Annotated in this window: 16 protein-coding genes; 10 read left to right on the plus strand and 6 right to left on the minus strand. The window is 49.8% G+C overall.

Going from position 1 to position 17,696, the window contains the following annotated elements; all coding sequences use genetic code 11:
- The first annotated feature begins 66 nt into the window (after positions 1-66).
- Together ASG81_RS00005 and ASG81_RS00010 are read left to right on the plus strand one after the other, a co-directional pair.
- Complete coding sequence (locus ASG81_RS00005; protein WP_056627247.1) at positions 67-744, plus strand: helix-turn-helix domain-containing protein; 678 nt, start codon at positions 67-69, stop codon at positions 742-744.
- 32 nt (positions 745-776) lie between these two features.
- Positions 777-1,619: an IS3 family transposase gene (locus tag ASG81_RS00010; protein ID WP_235548695.1), complete on the plus strand. Its 843-nt coding sequence runs from the start codon at positions 777-779 to the stop codon at positions 1,617-1,619.
- A 205-nt stretch (positions 1,620-1,824) separates the two neighbouring features.
- Here ASG81_RS00010 and ASG81_RS00015 read toward each other — a convergent pair whose 3' ends face one another.
- Both ASG81_RS00015 and ASG81_RS00020 read right to left on the minus strand, forming a co-directional pair.
- On the minus strand, positions 1,825-3,861 hold the full coding sequence (locus ASG81_RS00015) for an LTA synthase family protein (protein WP_056627254.1): 2,037 nt from the start codon (positions 3,859-3,861) through the stop codon (positions 1,825-1,827).
- A 24-nt stretch (positions 3,862-3,885) separates the two neighbouring features.
- Positions 3,886-5,031 carry a THUMP domain-containing class I SAM-dependent RNA methyltransferase gene (locus ASG81_RS00020; RefSeq protein WP_056627257.1) on the minus strand — a complete coding sequence of 382 codons (1,146 nt, stop codon included), beginning with the start codon at positions 5,029-5,031 and terminating at the stop codon, positions 3,886-3,888.
- Positions 5,032-5,177: 146 nt separating this feature from the next.
- Between ASG81_RS00020 and ASG81_RS00025 the strand changes: the two genes are divergently transcribed.
- The gene (locus ASG81_RS00025) at positions 5,178-5,807 is read left to right on the plus strand and encodes an O-methyltransferase (protein ID WP_056627260.1); all 630 of its coding nucleotides are present in this window, start codon (positions 5,178-5,180) and stop codon (positions 5,805-5,807) included.
- A gap of 674 nt (positions 5,808-6,481) precedes the next feature.
- Here ASG81_RS00025 and ASG81_RS00030 read toward each other — a convergent pair.
- Together ASG81_RS00030 and ASG81_RS00035 are read right to left on the minus strand one after the other, a co-directional pair.
- A complete protein-coding gene (locus ASG81_RS00030) occupies positions 6,482-6,766 on the minus strand; it encodes a hypothetical protein (RefSeq protein ID WP_056627262.1) in 285 nt (94 codons plus the stop codon).
- Positions 6,767-6,928: 162 nt separating this feature from the next.
- Entirely contained in the window at positions 6,929-8,149 is a 1,221-nt protein-coding gene (locus ASG81_RS00035; RefSeq protein ID WP_056627265.1) for an MFS transporter, read from the minus strand.
- A gap of 214 nt (positions 8,150-8,363) precedes the next feature.
- Between ASG81_RS00035 and hemE the strand changes: the two genes are divergently transcribed.
- From hemE to ASG81_RS00070, 7 genes are all read left to right on the plus strand, one after another.
- Positions 8,364-9,434, plus strand: a complete 1,071-nt coding sequence (gene hemE, locus ASG81_RS00040) for a uroporphyrinogen decarboxylase (RefSeq protein ID WP_056627268.1) — start codon at positions 8,364-8,366, stop codon at positions 9,432-9,434.
- The gene (gene hemH / locus ASG81_RS00045) at positions 9,427-10,380 is read left to right on the plus strand and encodes a ferrochelatase (protein ID WP_056627270.1); all 954 of its coding nucleotides are present in this window, start codon (positions 9,427-9,429) and stop codon (positions 10,378-10,380) included. The genes hemE and hemH overlap by 8 nt, the downstream gene beginning before the upstream one ends.
- A gap of 5 nt (positions 10,381-10,385) precedes the next feature.
- Entirely contained in the window at positions 10,386-11,858 is a 1,473-nt protein-coding gene (gene hemG / locus ASG81_RS00050) for a protoporphyrinogen oxidase (RefSeq protein ID WP_155971039.1), read from the plus strand.
- 99 nt (positions 11,859-11,957) lie between these two features.
- Positions 11,958-13,256: a CapA family protein gene (locus ASG81_RS00055; RefSeq protein WP_056627276.1), complete on the plus strand. Its 1,299-nt coding sequence runs from the start codon at positions 11,958-11,960 to the stop codon at positions 13,254-13,256.
- A gap of 29 nt (positions 13,257-13,285) precedes the next feature.
- Complete coding sequence (locus tag ASG81_RS00060; protein WP_056627278.1) at positions 13,286-14,026, plus strand: glycerophosphodiester phosphodiesterase; 741 nt, start codon at positions 13,286-13,288, stop codon at positions 14,024-14,026.
- 45 nt (positions 14,027-14,071) lie between these two features.
- Positions 14,072-14,938: a DUF92 domain-containing protein gene (locus tag ASG81_RS00065; protein WP_056627281.1), complete on the plus strand. Its 867-nt coding sequence runs from the start codon at positions 14,072-14,074 to the stop codon at positions 14,936-14,938.
- Between the two features lie 166 nt (positions 14,939-15,104).
- Positions 15,105-15,383 (plus strand): DUF2277 domain-containing protein, encoded by a 279-nt coding sequence (locus ASG81_RS00070; RefSeq protein WP_056627283.1) that lies wholly within the window; start codon positions 15,105-15,107, stop codon positions 15,381-15,383.
- Between the two features lie 117 nt (positions 15,384-15,500).
- On the opposite strand, the gene pepF is transcribed toward ASG81_RS00070, so the two are convergent.
- Entirely contained in the window at positions 15,501-17,291 is a 1,791-nt protein-coding gene (pepF, locus tag ASG81_RS00075) for an oligoendopeptidase F (protein ID WP_056627285.1), read from the minus strand.
- Between the two features lie 194 nt (positions 17,292-17,485).
- Positions 17,486-17,668: a hypothetical protein gene (locus ASG81_RS00080; protein WP_056627290.1), complete on the minus strand. Its 183-nt coding sequence runs from the start codon at positions 17,666-17,668 to the stop codon at positions 17,486-17,488.
- Positions 17,669-17,696: the final 28 nt, after the last annotated feature.

A 17,696-nucleotide genomic window follows, 5' to 3' on the forward strand; every position in this document is an offset into this window, starting at 1 on the left:
TGATATGCTCCCCATACAGTAGACAGGTTAAATAATAAAACCTGCTGCTGTGAGGGGAGCTTTTTCATGTCAAAAGAACAGTATAGCGCACCAGAGAAACTTGCGATCCTTGATGAAATAAAGAGGGGGGAAATTGGTGTTAAGGCTGCAGCTGCTAAATACAGCACAAACAAAACAACCTTGGCAAAGTGGCGTCGTCGTTATGAGTTGTATGGATATGAAGGGTTAGAGAAACAGAGCCACAATCGAACATATTCCGCGGATCTGAAGCTTCAAGCGGTAAAGGATTATCTCTATGGAGGGTTATCTCAGTATCAGATCATCGACAAGTACAAAATAGCCAGCCGAACCCAACTCTCCAACTGGTTGAAGAAGTATAATGGTCATAGCAGCTTAACAACCTATACAGGGGGCAAGAAAGCTATGACAAAGGGTCGTTCAACCACGTGGCAGGAGAGGATAGACATCGTTCTCTATTGTGTTGCCCATCATCATGACTWCCAAAAGGCGGCAGATCATTACGAGGTCTCCTATCAACAGGTGTACCAGTGGGTAAAGAAGTATGAGGACGGGGGGCAAGAGGCTCTCAAAGATGGCAGAGGGCGTAAAAAAGCGACAGAGGAGCTAACCGAAGCAGACCGCCAAAAGCTTGCGATGAAGAAGCTGGAGTATGAAAATGAGCGGCTTCGAGCAGAAAATGCGTTCCTAAAAAAGTTAGAGGAATTCCAAAGGAGGCGAAGCTAAGCGGGCACCGTCAGGAGAACGTCTATCTTGCCATTCAAGCCGTTCAGCAAGAAGAATCATTCAGCGTACAAACTTTGTGTGAAATCGCAAATATTCCACGGYCAAGCTATTATAAATGGCTGAAGCGCAGACCCAGCTCCCGTGAGCTGGAGAACCAACAACTTACTCTTGCTATGATCGAGCTGTACGAGAAGGTTAACGGTATCTACGGATACCGTCGATTAACCCTTCATTTGCGCAGGCAGACCAATCACCCGATTAACCATAAGCGCGTACAACGCCTTATGAAGCTAAAGGGAATCCAATCGGTTATTCGTAGAAAGAGAAAGAAATATGTGAATGCAACCCCGCAGCAAGTCGCTGAAAATCTGTTAAACCGCGAGTTTCATGCAGAAACACCGAATGAGAAGTGGTTAACCGATGTAACGGAATTCAAATATGGCAGCGGTCAGAAAGCATATTTAAGTGCYGTTCTGGATCTTCATGATAACACGATTGTCTCTTATGTCTTAGGACATTCCAACAACAATAGTCTTGTATTCCGAACGATAAAGTCAGCCTTACGAGCGGCACCGGGCAGCAAGCCTATGCTTCATAGCGATCGTGGCTTTCAATATACCTCTTTAAGATTCAAGAAGTTATATGGAAAAAAATTGACCCAAAGCATGTCACGTGTTGGCAGGTGTATCGATAACGGCCCCATGGAATCATTCTGGGGAACCCTAAAATGCGAGAAGTATTATTTGCGTACTTACAGTACCTTTAAGGAGCTCGAAAGGGATATTAAGGCCTACATCCGCTTTTACAATTACGAACGATTACAGGCGAAATTAAACGGCCTCAGTCCGATGGAATTTAGGACTAAGGCCGCATAACTGGTTTTTATTATTTGTACTGTCTACTTGACGGGGCGCAGTTCACGATTACAGGCGAAATTAAACGGCCTCAGTCCGATGGAATTTAGGACTAAGGCCGCATAACTGGTTTTTATTATTTGTACTGTCTACTTGACGGGGCGCAGTTCAGTTTGGTATCGAGTCAGCCCTTCTTGTTATGCAAAAAATAATATTTTAACTGGCTTTACTTATGGCTAGCTGTCTCTACATCGCTGCTGGCGCGCGTTTCCGCAGCAGCTTGCTCCTTGAAGCCATTGATCAGATCGTTCATAACGATCTGATCGGACATGCTTAGCTCGGTGCGCGCACCTTCGTAGGCGCCAATGCATGCGCTCATATCGCCTGCTGTATGTTCTTGAATATTCCAGCAGGCGCCATGCCCCGCGATACCGTCGGCAGAAGGCATATAGTAGACGGCACCATCGGTGAAGGCGCCATTTCTCAGTACGACCTTTTTGCCTAAGAGCGGTTTATCCGTCAGCAGAGGAGTTCCGATCAAGTATTGATCGGCAGTTGAAATGCCTAGTAAATGCATGATCGTCGGCGTTATATCAAGCTGTCCGCCTACCCCGGTATACGTTCCCGCATGCTCGTCCTTCGGCAAATGAACAATCAAAGGAACCTGCTTTAGAATCATTTGCTGCTCAAGTTCATCTAGCTTCCTGCCAAGGAATGATTCGAACAGCGACCAGTCATTGATCGAGTTGTCGTGATCCCCGTACATCACCAGAATTGTGTTGTTCCAAAGTCCTTCTGCTTTCATTCTGTCCACCAGCTCGCCGAGCGCGGCATCCACATAATGAATCGCCTGCAAGTAATCGCCCATCATTGTACCATCCAGCTCTCCCAGGCTAAGCTTCTTCTCCGCAGCCGGAATCACGTAGGGATGATGGCTGGACAGCGTGATGAGGAACGAGTAGAAGGGTTGCTTCTGTTCGGAGATCACATCGATCGATTGCCTGAAAAAAGATTTGTCTCCAAGCGCCCACCCGATTTTTTCATCCTGCGTAAAATGCTTCAAACTGTAAAACTGATCGTACCGCATATTGTGATACATCGTGTTACGGTTCCAAAAGCCGGCCTCATAGGAGTGAAAAACGGTTGTCCCATAATCGTTTTCTTTTAAAGTTTTGGACATGCAATCAAACTCGTTCGGTGCGTACTGGATGAATACGGAACCGTTTGCTGCCGGCTGCATCGAGCAGTTTGCGGTAAAATCGGCATCCGAGGTTCTTCCCTGGGCGGTTTGATGATAGAACTGGCTGAAATAAGCGCTTTGCTTGATCAGGCCGTTTAGATGAGGCGTAATCTCTTGGCCGCCAATAGATCGATTGATCATAAAGTTTTGAAAGGCTTCAAGCTGCACCATTAAAACATTGCTTCCTTCGTACGCGCCAAAAAGCGCATCATGCTCGAGCGCACCGCGCAGGTCGCCGCGCGCTTCGATCCACTTTTGCGCTTCCGAGTACTGCTCGGCGGTTACGGTCTCGGCGTCAAGCCAGTTCTGCTTCACGTAACGGTATACGTCATAACCGTGGAAGCCAAGCGCGCCCGTGACATTATAAATCGATAGGTTCCACCAGTTGCCGTCGAAAATACCTTGTCCCCACGTACGCTTAGCTTCATTCACATTCGTGAAAACAAGCGATGAGCCGATGGTCAAGATGACGGCGCTCAGCATGATACGGACGATCGCTTTTTGCCAGACGGGAGCCGCTTTACGATGCTCGTTCGTATGGCGAAGATCGCCGTGGCCGCGCCAAATCACATAGACCGCAAACGGAATAATAGCGATCCAGTCAAAGAACAAAATAAAATCTTTCGCCTGAAGCAGCGTTCCGATGCTATCGCCTAATGAATCTACTTGTCCGAGCTGAAGCAGCACCGGGACCGAGATTAAATCTTGAAAGTAACGATAATAAATGAGATCGGCATATAAAACGAAGGATGCGATCACATTTAGCGCAATAAGTGAAACAATCCGCCCGCGAACGGGCAGCCAAATCGTCCAGAAGCTGAAGATCAGAACGGCGCCCAGCTCAATAAGAGCGTCGATACCGGTCATTTTCATGTTGGCTACATGAAGAATTTCTGAGAACCAATATAGTTTGGCCAGCATCACGGCAGTAAACAACAGCAGGTCGACAGCTTTAAACCGCTCAAGCCCAATTAACAGGATGCTCATGCCGCGACGTACTGGATTTTGTCCACTAGATAACATAAGTAAACGACCCTTCCTCTCTCGCTACTGCCGATTTCCGCGAGGAGGAAGCGGTCCGAAAAATTGCAAGTAATTACACTCGATACGCCCATTGAACAGCTTCCGTTTCTTATCAGCCGGGCGTCCAAAATAATGCTCGATCGTTGTGGAAGGACTAATTGAGAAATACGACCATGTCGGATAGTGCAGCGCAGTCAGACCGAATTGGCGCAGCGCGGCCTCCGCTTGCACATCATCACCGAGCCGTTCGCCGTATGGCGGATTCGTAATGATAACGCCGTATTCGCCTTGCAGCTTTACTTTTGCAACAGGCTGAACGGACAGCTTAATCTCTTTGCCGAAGCCTGCCTTCTTGATCGCAGCCTCTGCGATTTCGATCGCACCCGGATCAATATCGGAGCCGGCAATTTGGAGCGGAATATTATCCTTAACGGAATCAAACGCCTCGTCGCGCGCTTCATCCCACAGCTCATTCGGAATAAGCGGCCAGCCTTCGCTGTTAAAGCTCCGACGAAGTCCAGGCGCAATGTTCCACCCGATCATAGCAGCTTCAATCAGTATCGTGCCTGACCCGCAAAAAGGATCATACAGCGGTCGTTCAGGACGCCAGCGGCTAAGCTGAACGAGCGCAGCTGCCAGCGTTTCCCGAATTGGAGCTTCGGTAGCTACTTTGCGATAGCCCCGTTTGTGCAAGCCGTCGCCGGTCGTGTCAAGCGTGAGCATCGCCCGGTCATTCATAAGCGTTACTTCAATAACGTAACGACCACCGTCCTCAGGAAACCATTCGGTGCCGTAACGCTCGGACATTTTGTCCACGACTGCCTTTTTTACGATGCTTTGGCAGGCTGGAACGCTTGTCAGTTGTGATTTTTGCGACCGGCCGTTAACGGGAAATTCTCCGTCGTTCGGAATCCATTCCGGCCAATCGAGCGCTTTCGTGCCTTCAAACAGCTCCTCGAAGGTGGTTGCATGGAATTCTCCCATTTTAATAAGGATTCTGCCTGCGGTGCGCAGCCAGAGATTGGTTCGGCAAATATCGATCGGCCCGCCTGTGAAATTAACGCGTCCGTTCTCCACTTGCAAGTCGGTATACCCTAAATCTTTCAGCTCGCGTGCGACAACCGCCTCAAGCCCCATCGGCGCGGTTGCGATTAGCTGTAACTTTTCCATTTTTACACTCTCTCTTCATCTATACTTTGCGACGGTAGAAGTCACGATTAAGACATATGCTTGTAACCCTACGAACAAAAACATACAATCAAGTATAGGACAAATTAGGTTGTTTTTACAAATTGCAAAAATGGAGAGAGAAAATAATGTTGCAGAACGAACAATATGTAGATTCACTTTATGGGAAAGATGCCGATCTTGAACGCGCAAAAGCAGGCATAGCAGCAAGCGGAATGCCGGATATTTCCGTTGCTGACGGCTATGGCAGGCTGCTTACGATGCTTGTATCGCTGTCGAATGCGGAAAGTATTGTAGAAATAGGCGCGCTTGGCGGGTATAGCGGCATTTGCTTGGCACGGGGGCTGCGGGAGGGCGGAAGACTGGTATCGCTCGAGCTGCTGCAAAACTACGCGGATCTAGCCAAAGTGCATATGGAAGCGGCCGGATTAGGAGACAAGGTGGAGTATATGGTTGGCGATGCGAAGCTAAGCTTGGAGGAGCTCAAGTCAGCCGGCCGTAAATTTGATTTTTTCTTCATTGATGCGGATAAAGAAGGATACCCGGTCTATCTGGATTATGCCATTGCCCTGGCTAATCCTGGAGCTGTTATCGTAGGCGATAACATTCTGCTCCGCGGCAGAACGGTCGATCCAGCCAAAGCGGGCCCGTCGGTTCGCGCAGTACGTTCCTTTAATGAAACGATCGCGTCAGACGACCGCTTGCAGAGCACGGTGCTGCCCGGCTACGACGGACTGGCGATAGCTATTGTCAAATAAGTTAAGTAATCGACGCCCGGAGCGATTTCGGTATGACGCCGAAATCCTTTCGGGCGATTTTGTCACTTGAAGTTTCTCATTTGATTGAAAGAGTAAAGAACTAAGAAAAAGAGAGAAATTAGGCGATTTCAGGAGAGAAATAAGGATATTGCAATCTAAAATGAATTATTTGAATATTTCAAAAAATGAGATTATAGTATAAGTATCAACTCAAGATAAAAGTTCTTGAAAAGGCTAACCCTCACAAGGAGACTTTAGTAGTGAGAGCGCATTCAGGAACTATAGTATCTTGGAGATTGATACTATATCCTCAATCCTTATGGTAATGATTTCGAATCACCGTCAGGACGGTCTGGATTAAATAGCTTCTATTAAGCAGGCTATTTAACCAACGTCAAACCCAATGGGTATAAGATGAAAGATGGAAGGAATTACCTGACAGGTTAGGCAGAAGGGATAAGGTAGCTGATGAATAATCAGTATTACCTGCTCAATGCCAGTCTCAGACGATTTCTATCGGATGAGAATAATCGTGGAGAGGAGTCTGGGAAGTAGAATGGATATAGTGGAAATCACGTAAGCCTCATTTATTGACGAATGTCGATAAATGAGGCTTTTTGTTTGTGTGACGACCTTACTCCTGGACTCTTTGCGATCGCGAAATTATTAGGCTCCTAGCTAAAAAACAACGAGTGCATGCAATCGATAAACATCTTGTTGTACTCCGAGCGGCTTAGGTCACGGCTGCAGTTAATATCTCTTCCGAGAAATTGAAACCATTCAATGATTGTATCATCCTTCTTGTACACAAATTTGCTGTTTTCCAGTAAAAATGTATCGGTTTCAATTTTCGGAACGTTGGCAAAATCAAGCTGCATACCTTTTTGATCCGCAGCCATCTTTACAAGCAAGATCAGCATTTTAAACGGATCATCGTACATTTCGAACTGTTCGCTCATCCTCGTTCACTCCTCTCGCATTCTCAAGCCCATCTTACTTTAGCCTTATCATAATGAGAAGAGGGTTAGCACATTTCATGACGATTTTAAAGAAAGTGATGAGAATTTTAAGACTTTATCCTAGGAATGTATTCCTCCTCACAAACTGTCTAGCGAACGGCGTCAGCCGTCATTGCCTCGCTGTGGCAGCGGCCGCTTGCGCTGCAGCGACTGCCACACCCATCCCGCGTTAACCATAAGCATGACCGAGGATAGGATGAACAAGCCCTGAATACCGATCCAACCGGAGAGGGCCCCGCCGGTAATAGGGCCGATCATGTTGCCAAGGCTCATCGTACTGGTGTTAAAGCTGTAGGAACGGCTCTCCATACCGTCAGGTGTGTATTTGCGAATAAGGGAGTTTACCGCTGGAATAAGCCCCCCCAGAAAAATGCCGAGCATAAAACGAGCCAGCAGCAACTGCCATACGGTTCCTGCCAAAGCTTGTGGAATAAAGGCAAGCGAGGCTCCGACAAGTGCGGCCCCGAGCACACGCTCCGCGCCAATCCGGTCGCTAAGCCTGCCAAGCAGCGGCGAAGCAACGAGATTGGATAGTCCTGTGACGGAGCCGACGAAGCCGGCGTAGAAGGCAAGATTAGCGGTTGTACCGTGCAGCTCCTGAACGTAGAGCGGAATAAGCGTCATCGGACTCATCATCGCGAATTGGATGAGAAAAGTGACGGCGAACAGGGCCGTAAGCTGAGGAATTCCGCTTAGCTTCCGGAAACCTTCAATAACCGAAGCCTGCTCGCGGGCAGCTGCCTTCATACGGTCAAAGGGCTCTTTTACGACCAGCAAGGCAAGCAGCGAAGCCGCAAACAGCAACGCTCCCGTCAAATAGAATATCGGCCGGAAGCCGATCGTATCTGCAAGCAAGCCGCCAATGAATGGACCGAGTATCGTTCCGGCAATCCCGCCGGATTGAATCGTTCCCATCGCGAAGCCCATCCGGTTTTTTGGCGTTGTTGCGGAGATCAAAGAAATCGAGGCAGGGTTAAAACCGGAAATCGTACCGTTCACCATACGAAGCAGCAGCAACTGCCAAGGGTTAGTGGCAAAGCCCATCAATACCATAACGATCGACATGCCGAAGCCTGATCGAAGCAGCATCATTTTGCGGCCGTACCGGTCCGCCATCTTCCCCCATATCGGTTGAAATATAAATGAAGAAACAAAGTTTCCGGCAAAAATAAACCCGGCCCAAACGCCGATCTCATGCTTATCTTTTAAGCCTAAATCAAATTGTAAATAAAGAGACAAGAACGGAATGATCATCGTCATCCCAGCCATAACGAGAAACTGTCCGAACCACAACACGATCAGATTTTTTTTCCATTGTTCCATAACCAAAGTATAACATAAGTTATACTGAAATTTCCTTTGGCCGGTTGTACAGAAGCATGGTGATCAGAATGGGCAATTATTCATGCGCTCTTCATGCAACTAACGACTGATTGTCATACTATTGTCATAGGAAGCCGAAAAGCGGCGGTTGTTAGGTTCGATGAAAAAGGGCATAATGGAAGCATAGGAAAATTCATAGAAATGGGGAACGGGAATGTCTTATAACGACCGTTTCATACGGGCTTGCCGGAAGGAACACGTAGATCAAATACCTGTATGGTACATGCGACAGGCAGGAAGGTACGATCCTGATTATCGCAAAATAAAAGAAAAGTATTCTTTGCTTGAAATATGCAAGCAGCCGGAGCTTGCGGCTGAAGTTACGATGATGCCGGTTCGCAAGCTGGGCGTCGATGCCGCTATATTATACTCGGACATTATGAATCCAGTTGCTTCGATCGGCATAGATTTTGATATTGTCGCCAACATCGGGCCGGTAATCGCGAACCCGATTCGTTCTGCGGCTGACGTGGAGCGTCTGAAGCCTATTGACGTGGAAGGGGATCTCAGCCATGTCATTGAGACGATTCGTATACTGGACCGTGAGCTAGAGGTTCCGCTAATTACGTTCGCTGGCGCGCCATTCACGATTGCGAGCTATTTAATTGAAGGAAGACCTTCCAAAAACTATTTACGCACGAAAGAAATGATGTACAGCGAGCCGAAGCTATGGCATGAGCTGATGCGAAAGCTTGGCGACATGGTCATTACTTATTTGCGCGCGCATATTGCGGCAGGCGGCAAAGCTTTTCAATTATTTGATAGCTGGGTAGGCGCCTTGACTCCTGCTGATTTCCGGCAATTCGTATTGCCGACGATCGAGCGTATTTTCGCAGAGCTGGCGGATTTGCCGCAGCCGAAAATTTATTTTCCAGGCGTTAGCTCAGGCGAATTGCTTCCGGAGCTGCAAAATGTGAAGGCAAATGTGATCGGTCTAGATTGGCGTGTATCGCTGGATGAAGGCCGTCGTAGACTGGGCGGCGGATTTGCGGTTCAAGGCAATTTGGATCCGACAATATTAACGGCGCCGATCAGCGTTATTGAATCGTATGCGAAGGAAATTATGGATAGCGGCATGGAGAAACCCGGATTTATTTTTAACCTTGGGCACGGTTTATTCCCGGAAGCTTCGCTCGAGAAGCTGGCTGAGCTAACTGCATTCGTACATTCGTACTCGAAGAAAGCGATCGCAGACAGAAGTCTGAAGGAGGCCAGTCATGTCTGAGCATAAAGGGCAAAAAACCGGGGTGCTCGTTATGTCCTACGGTACGCCGGAGTCGATGGACGATGTAGAGGCATATTACACGCATATTCGCCGCGGAAACGCCCCGACGCCTGAACTGCTTGCAGAGCTGAAGGGCCGTTACGAAGCCGTCGCGGGCGGCGTATTTCCTTTGCGGGAAAATACGAACGGGCAGGTAGCCGGTCTGCAGGACAAGCTGGAGCAGCTGGCACCGGGCCGATTCGTTTGCTATCAGGGCTTGAAGCACGCAAAACCTTATATTGAAGTCGGCGCCCAGGAAATGGCGAAGGATGGCATCACGCAAGCGGTTGGGATCGTGCTTGCCCCTCATTTTTCGACGATGAGCGTAGGCAGCTACATAAAGCGTGCGGAGGAGAAGGCGAAGGAGCTTGGCATTGCGATGACTTTCGTAAAGCAGTACCACATGCATCCGAAGCTGCTGCAGGCGCTAACTGGCCGGGTCGTAGACGGATTAGGCCGTTTGGCCGCCGCTGCAGGTGGGGAAGAGAACGTGAAGGTGCTGTTCAGCGCACACAGCTTGCCTGAGAAAATTCGCGAGCTTGGCGATCCGTACGAGCAGCAGCTGCTTGAAACTTCTGCAGCGGTTGCGAAAGCGGCTAATGTGAAGGATTGGCAGTTTACATGGCAAAGCGCGGGTAGGACAAGGGAGCCTTGGCTCGGACCGGATATTTTGGAAACACTGCCGGTGCTGGCGGAAGAAGGCGTTAAAGCGGTGCTCGTTGCGCCGGTCGGCTTCGTGTCGGATCATTTGGAAGTTTTATATGATCTTGATATTGAAGCGCAGGCTGTTTCAAAACAGCTGGGCTTAGCTTTAGACAGAATCGCGATGCTGAATCGCGATCCACTATATATGGAAACGTTGGCGGAATCGGTTATCGAGGCCTTGAACTGCCAAGGGAAGGAATGAATGAGATGCGGAGAATCGGAAACCCTGATCGAATTGTCATTATTGGCGGAGGGATCAGCGGACTGAGCTCCGCTTTTTATTTGCAGCGGGAAGCGGAGCGACAGGGCAAGGAGATTGCAATTACCATCGTAGACGGTGCTCCTGCCTTTGGCGGAAAAATTAATACGCTGCAGCATAACGGGTTCGTCATCGAGAAGGGGCCGGACTCTTTTTTGGCGCGCAAGCAGGCCATTATCGATTTGGCATTAGAGCTTGGTTTGGAGGATGAATTGACGACAACGAATCCGGGAGCGAAAAAAACATATATTTTGCATGAACGCAAGCTGTACCCCATGCCGCCTGGACTCGTGCTTGGCATACCGACGGAGATTGGCCCATTCGTAAAAACTGGCTTATTGTCATGGGGCGGCAAGCTGCGCGCTTTGCTGGATTTGGCGCTGCCGGTCCGCAAAGATAACAGCGATGAGTCGCTTGGCGGCTTTTTGGAGAGGCGTGTAGGCAATCAAGTGATGCGCCGTATCGCTGAGCCGTTGCTCGCGGGCATTTATGCGGGGGATTTGAAGAAGCTGAGCCTGCAGGCAACCTTCCCGCAGTTTGCAGCTGCTGAGCGCAAGCACGGCAGCCTTATTCGCGGCATGATGCATAACCGTAAGGCTAGCGCGTCTGCCGGCGCTCTGCCAGCCGTTGCGAAGGGAGGCACCTTCCTCACGTTTAAGGGCGGTTTATCGACGCTGGTAAAGGCGCTTGACGAAGCCTTGAGCAAAGCTCAGAGGCGTCTTGGCACGAAGGTTACGGAGATTAGGCGCAATGCGGATAGCTCAGCGGAAGCGGGCAGCATGCGTGAAGTATCCGCTGAGGGCGGGGCAGGCCGTTACGAGGTTGTGCTGGACAGCGGAGAAAGGCTGCAGGCTGACCGGATTGTGATGACGGCACCGGCTTATGATGCGGCTGATCTGCTGGAGCCATTGACGGATTGCAGCGAGCTGCGAACGGTTAATTACGTATCGGTGGCAAACGTGGTAATGGCGTTTGACAAGTCGACGTTTGGGCTTGATTTTGACGGATCAGGGTTTGTTGTGCCTCGCTCGGAAGGGCTGCATATTACGGCTTGCACATGGACGTCAAACAAATGGCTGCATACGAGTCCGGATGATAAGGTGCTGCTGCGCTGCTATGTAGGCCGCTCAGGAGCCGAGGAAAGCGTTAAACTGCCGGATACAGAGCTTATTAAGGCAGTACGGAAGGATATTGAAGAAACGATGGGCATTAAGGCAGTTCCGATGTTTACTGAAATTACGAGATTGCCACGTTCAATGCCGCAATATCCTCTCGGCCATTTAACGAATATGAAGCAGCTTCGGGAACGTTTTGAACGGGAGCTGCCAGGCGTCTGGATCACCGGCGCGGCATTTGATGGCGTCGGTCTACCGGATTGCATCAGACAGGGCAAGGAAGCGGCGCAGGCGATTTTAAAATAAGGCCATGTAATTGTTTCCCCACCTAAGGTGGATCATTGCTATAATGGTAGAGTCTAAGATTCCCAGACTTTTAAACCTTTCGCAGAGGAGCCATCTTTCATGCATGTATCACGGTCCGAAACGCATAAGCAGGACAAGCTTAGCCGGAAAAAAAGGCTTAAAAGACTCATTATCGTTAATTTAACGCTGCTTGGTATCCTTATAGTAGGGCTCGGCGCATGGCTTGCCGCAGCGAATTCAGATAAGCTGCAAGATTGGTTTAGCTTTGCGGGCGGTAATAAGAAGGAACAGGCGGAGGCAGCGAAGCAGGATGCCGAGGACGCAGGAAATGCTGCAGAACAAGAGGGAAATACGAATTCATCCATAGATGAACAGAGCAATAAAGGCGGTACAAATGTAACGCCTGAGGAAGACAATGCAGCTGCAGCGGAGCCTGAAGCAGCAGACAACGAAGCTGAAAAAATTAGCCTTTCCTTTGTCGGAGATTTGCTGGTCGAACAATATGTGAGTGCAATTACGGAGCAAGAGGGCTATGATTATTTGTATAAGCCGTCGATGCTTTACTTAAGCGAGCCAGATCTTACGGCAGGAAATTTGGAATTTCCAATAACGAATCGCGGAGTGCCGGCAGAGGGTACGCCATATGTGTTCAAAGGCGCGCCGGATGTACTTCCAGCGATGCGCAATGCCGGCTTCGATGTCATGAGCCTTGCCAATAATCATGCGCTTGATCAAGGCGCTGAAGGCATGTTCGACACGATGAAGCATTTGGATAAGGCAGGCATATCGCATATGGGTACGGGAAAAAACGATGCGGAAGCTTTTACGCCTGTCATCAAAGAGGTGCGGGGCATTAAAGTAGCTTATATCGGCTTAAGCAGAGTGCTGCCGTTCAATTCGTGGAAAGCGGATAAGAATGTAGCCGGAATAGCCGAAAGTTACGATACAAAACGCGCGGTTGCCGCTATTGCGAAAGCAAAGGAGCAGGCGAATATCGTTGTTGTTATGGTGCATTGGGGCAAGGAGCGGGTCGATCAGCCGGAGCAATACCAGAAGGATTTTGGAAGACAGTACATTGATGCAGGCGCGGACCTTGTAATCGGCAGTCACCCGCATGTGCTGCAGGGCTTTGAAATGTATAAAGGCAAATGGATTGCATACAGTTTAGGAAACTTTATTTTTAGCTCTTATCCGAAGGAGACAGCGGCAGAAACAGGGGTCCTTGACGCGCTGTGCTCAAAAAACGGCGACTGCGGCCTGACTTTCCATCCAATGGTTACGGTACAAGCGCAGCCGACTCCTCCTAAAGCGGATACGGCAAAAGCGATACTGGACCGGTTGTCCGCCCTTTCGTTTGGCGTGAAGCTCAATGAGGACGGCACAATCGTTCCTAATTAACGGATGCCTTCTGAAAGGATGATTGCATAATGAGAAATCCGTGCGTTGCGCACCGAGGCTGGTCTAGCCGCGCGCCGGAAAATACGATGGCTGCCATACGGCTTGCAATCGCTGATCCTGATGTGGAATGGATTGAAATAGATGTTCATCTGTCGAAAGATCATATACCGGTAGTTATACACGATTACACGCTGCGCAGAACGACGAATGGAAGGGGCGATGTGAAGAGCCTGACGGCTGATGAGCTTACGTCCCTCGATGCCGGCCATTGGTATTCGCAAAAATATCAGGGAGAGCCTGTTCCGACGCTTGAGCAGGTGCTCAGAGAAGCGGTTGGCCGCTGTAAGCTTAATATTGAGCTGAAGACCGATGGAATCCGTTACCCTATGATTGAGCAAAAGGTATTGGGATGCATTCAGGCTTACCGGGCGGAGAAGGAAGTCGTCATCACGTCCTTTCATGAAGGGACGCTATTTCGTATGCGGAAGCTCTCGAGTCAAATTCGTACCGGACTTATTATTGATGGTTGGCGCAATACGCTGCCGAAGGAGCTAAAGGAGCTCGGCTCCGATTTTCTGTCCATCGGCTATTCAAGGTTAAATAAGGAGCGAGTCGCGCTGCTCAAAAACGCAGGCATTCAAGTGATGGCCTGGACGGTCAACGAGAAACGCGCGATCCGTAAAATCGCCGCGCTTGATCCTGATATCATGATATGCACGAACTATCCGGAGCGGTGGCACGAGCTGCGGCTGCAGAGCGTGATCAGTTAGGAGCACTCATTTCGGATATCGCAAAAGCAGGAGGTCGCTCATTTCATGGTTGGATTGCTGGAGGAATGGTGGTTAAGGCTGCTTGCCGGACTATTAGGAAGCGGCCTTATTGCCGCAGCTGCCTATCGTGTGCGCTCGTTGTCCGCTTCAGGCGCATGGTCGGCGATTATTATGGGCACAGGCTATGTCACATGGGGAGAGCCGGTCTGGTTCGGTTTGCTGATCGGCTTCTTCGTCTCCTCGACGCTGTGGTCGAAATGGAAGCGGAAGCATCGTGCGAAGGCATCGGCCGAAGCAAAATATGAGAAGACCGGTCGCCGCGATGCCGGGCAAGTCTGGGCAAACGGCGGCGTCGGCTTGTTCTTGTGCGCCGCCAATGCGCTGTGGCCCGATCAGGGGTGGCTGTTCGCGTACATCGGCGTGATGGCTGCCGTGAACGCGGATACTTGGGCCACCGAGATCGGAGCCCTAAGCAAGACGGCGCCGCGATCGGTGACGAGCGGCAAGCCGGTTGTTGCGGGAACGAGCGGCGGGGTCACGCCGCTCGGCAGCGCAGCAGCGCTCGCAGGCGCCGTGTTCATCGGCGCCGTTGCCGCGCTGCTGCTGGCGGCCCCGCAGCCTGCCGAGGCTGCTGCGGGTACGCCAGGCGGCGGAGCCGCAGCGGCGGTCTATATCGCCGCCGCGGCCGCCGCCGGCCTGGCCGGTGCCTTCGCCGACTCCTTGCTCGGCGCAACCGGCCAGGCCATGTACCGCTGCCGGATATGCGGCAGCGAAACCGAGCGCGCCGCGCATTGCGGCAGCGCGGCGGAGAAAGTGCGCGGCTTCGCCTGGCTTAACAACGACAGAGTGAACCTGCTGTCGTCGCTTTTCGCAGGCGGGCTGGCATGGATCATTGGTCAATTGCTGCTGTAAATCCCTTAGTAAAACCGATCACATCGTAAAAAAACATCGCGGCTTTCGCGATGTTTTTCATTTTTTTGCAAGGTTAATTATTCTGCCTATTGCCGCTCGATTCACTGGCAAGGGAAAATGATGTGTTGTAATATTGAAGGACTACTGAAAATAAAAGGAGAAAGCTATGTGCCGAAATATAAAGACGTTATTTAACTTTGATCCTCCGGCTACCGACGATGAGATTTTTGCGGCCTCGCAGCAATTCGTGAGAAAGCTTTCGGGCTTTAACAAGCCTTCACAGGCGAATGAGGAGGCATTTAATCGCGCTGTAGAGGAGGTTGCAATCGCTGCGCGAACTTTGCTCTATTCACTCGTAACGAGCGCCGATTATCGTAATCGCGAGGTGGAGCTAGAACGTGCCCGCGCTAGATCTGCGCGAAGGTTTGGAGCGGGAGAGGGTTAAATGGACTCTTCCGCGATCGTTACACTGCCGGAACAGCCAATACCGTTCATTCTTTAAGTCAGGATATTTCACAATAAAAAGACCGCCAAGCTCGCTTGGCGGTCTACCTTATTTTGTCTACTTCGTCAATTGCTCCATCTGTCCGATAAGCTCTTCGAACACGCTCATCGCTTGCTCGATCGGCTCAGGTGAGGACATGTCGACGCCTGCCTTCTTCAGAATGTTGATGGAGAAGTCGCTGCCTCCGCTTTTCAGGAAACCGAGGTAACGTTCAACGGCAGGCTCGCCTTCCTCCAGGATCTGCTTGGAGAAGCTGGTTGCTGCCGAGAAGCCTGTTGCATATTTGTACACGTAGAAACTGTTGTAGAAATGGGGGATACGAGCCCATTCCATTTCGATATCTTTATCGATGACCATGTCTTTGCCGTAATACAGGACGTTAAGATCGTAATAGATTTTGCTAAGCTCCTGCGGAGTCAGCGAATCGCCTTGCTCGGAGCGCTCGTGTACGATTTTCTCGAACTCTGCAAACATCGTTTGACGGAATACGGTCGTACGGAACTGATCCGCGTAATACGTAAGCAAATACATTTTTTCCTTTGGATCTGTCGATTTGCCAAGGAGATAATCCATCAGCAGCGCCTCGTTCAATGTAGAAGCGACTTCAGCCAGGAAAATCGTGTATTGCGCGTCACGGTAGTTTTGATTCGTGTCCGAGTAGTAGGAATGCAGCGCATGGCCCATTTCGTGCGTCAAAGTGAACATGCTGTTCAAGTTGTCTTTATGGTTGAGCAGCACATAAGGATGCGTACCAAAAGCGCCCCAGCTATAAGCGCCGCTGCGTTTTCCTTCATTCTCGTAAACGTCAATCCAACCGTTGTCAAAGCCCTCTTGCAGCACCTTCAAATAATCTTCGCCTAGCGGCTTTAAGCTTTCGCTTACCGTTTTTTTAGCTTCCTCGAACGTAATGTCCAGCTTGAACTCGTCAACGAGGGGGGCGAACAAATCATACATATGAAGCTCGTTTAAGCCGAGCAGCTTCTTGCGCAGATTCATATAACGGTGCATAAGCGGCAAATGCTTGTGAATTGTATCGATCAGGTTCGTATACACTTCCTGCGGAATGTTATCGCCGTAGAGGGACATATCCAGCACAGAATTGTATTTCCGGGCCTTCGCATAAAAAATGTTTTTCGTTACGTTTGCAGTTAACGTAGAAGCGAGCGTGTTTTTCAGCTTGCCGTAAGTATCGTACACCGCTTTAAACGCTTCGCGGCGCACATCTTGATTTTTGCTTTCGAGAAATTGTATGTAACGGCCATGTGTCAGCTCGATTTCTTCGCCGTCTTCATTTTTTACTTTAGGGAACTTCAAATCCGCATTGTTCAGCATGCCGAAGATCGTTCCTGGCGCGGAGCTCATATTGCCCACCTGAGCAAGCAGCGCTTCTTCGTTTTTCGATAAAACATGAGCCTTCTGGCGGCGCATTTCTTCGAGGGTGTGGCGGAATTTGGCAACGGACTTATCAGATATGATCGCATCCAGCTTCTCATCTGGGAGGCTGAGCACTTCAGGCGTTATGAATGAAAGAGCCTCTCCCGATTCAACGCTTATTTTTTTCGATTTATCGGAAAGCGCTTGATAGGTCGGCTCTGCGGTATCCTCGTGATGTTTCATATTTGCATATACATAAAGCCGTTCCACATGCATCGACAGTTCATCCTCCAGCTCGAAGCAAGCTTTAAGCTGTGCGACGTCAGCCAGCTTTCCTTGGAATTCAGGAATTTTTTTGATTAGTGCCTTCGCTTCCGCAAATTCCTTGTCCCAAGCAGCTTGGCTTTCAAATAAATCCTCTAGCTTCCAGCGGGTTTCCGGTGCGGATTCTGAACGTTTCGGTACGTGATTCATCGAATTCCTCCTTGGTATGGATAAGGTTGGTAAGACATGCCCGGTATATGCTGCTGTTTCTTTGGAAGCGCCAGCACCCGGCACGAGGCTTAAAGCAAGCAGCAGGGGGAGCCATTTCATCCGGTTATCACCTCGGAACACAGTTTGTGTTTACTATGTCCGAACGCGACGCACCGTATTCAGCAGTCCGCTAACTATGCTGGACCCATCGTAAAAAAGGCATAAACAATAAGGAAGAACGCAAACGCTATGAATGCGATGGATAGCATCGCAAGTCCGCGGCGCAAACCAAGGGGCAAGGAGTCGCGCTTCATAATAACGATCGCTCCAAGCGAGAAGGCTGCAATAATAAAAATAATCGAAGCGGTAGGATCCATCTGCGGGTAAGGCCTCCTGAAAATAAAC

It is taken from the genome of Paenibacillus sp. Soil522 (assembly GCF_001428245.1).
Lineage (GTDB): Bacteria > Bacillota > Bacilli > Paenibacillales > Paenibacillaceae > Pristimantibacillus.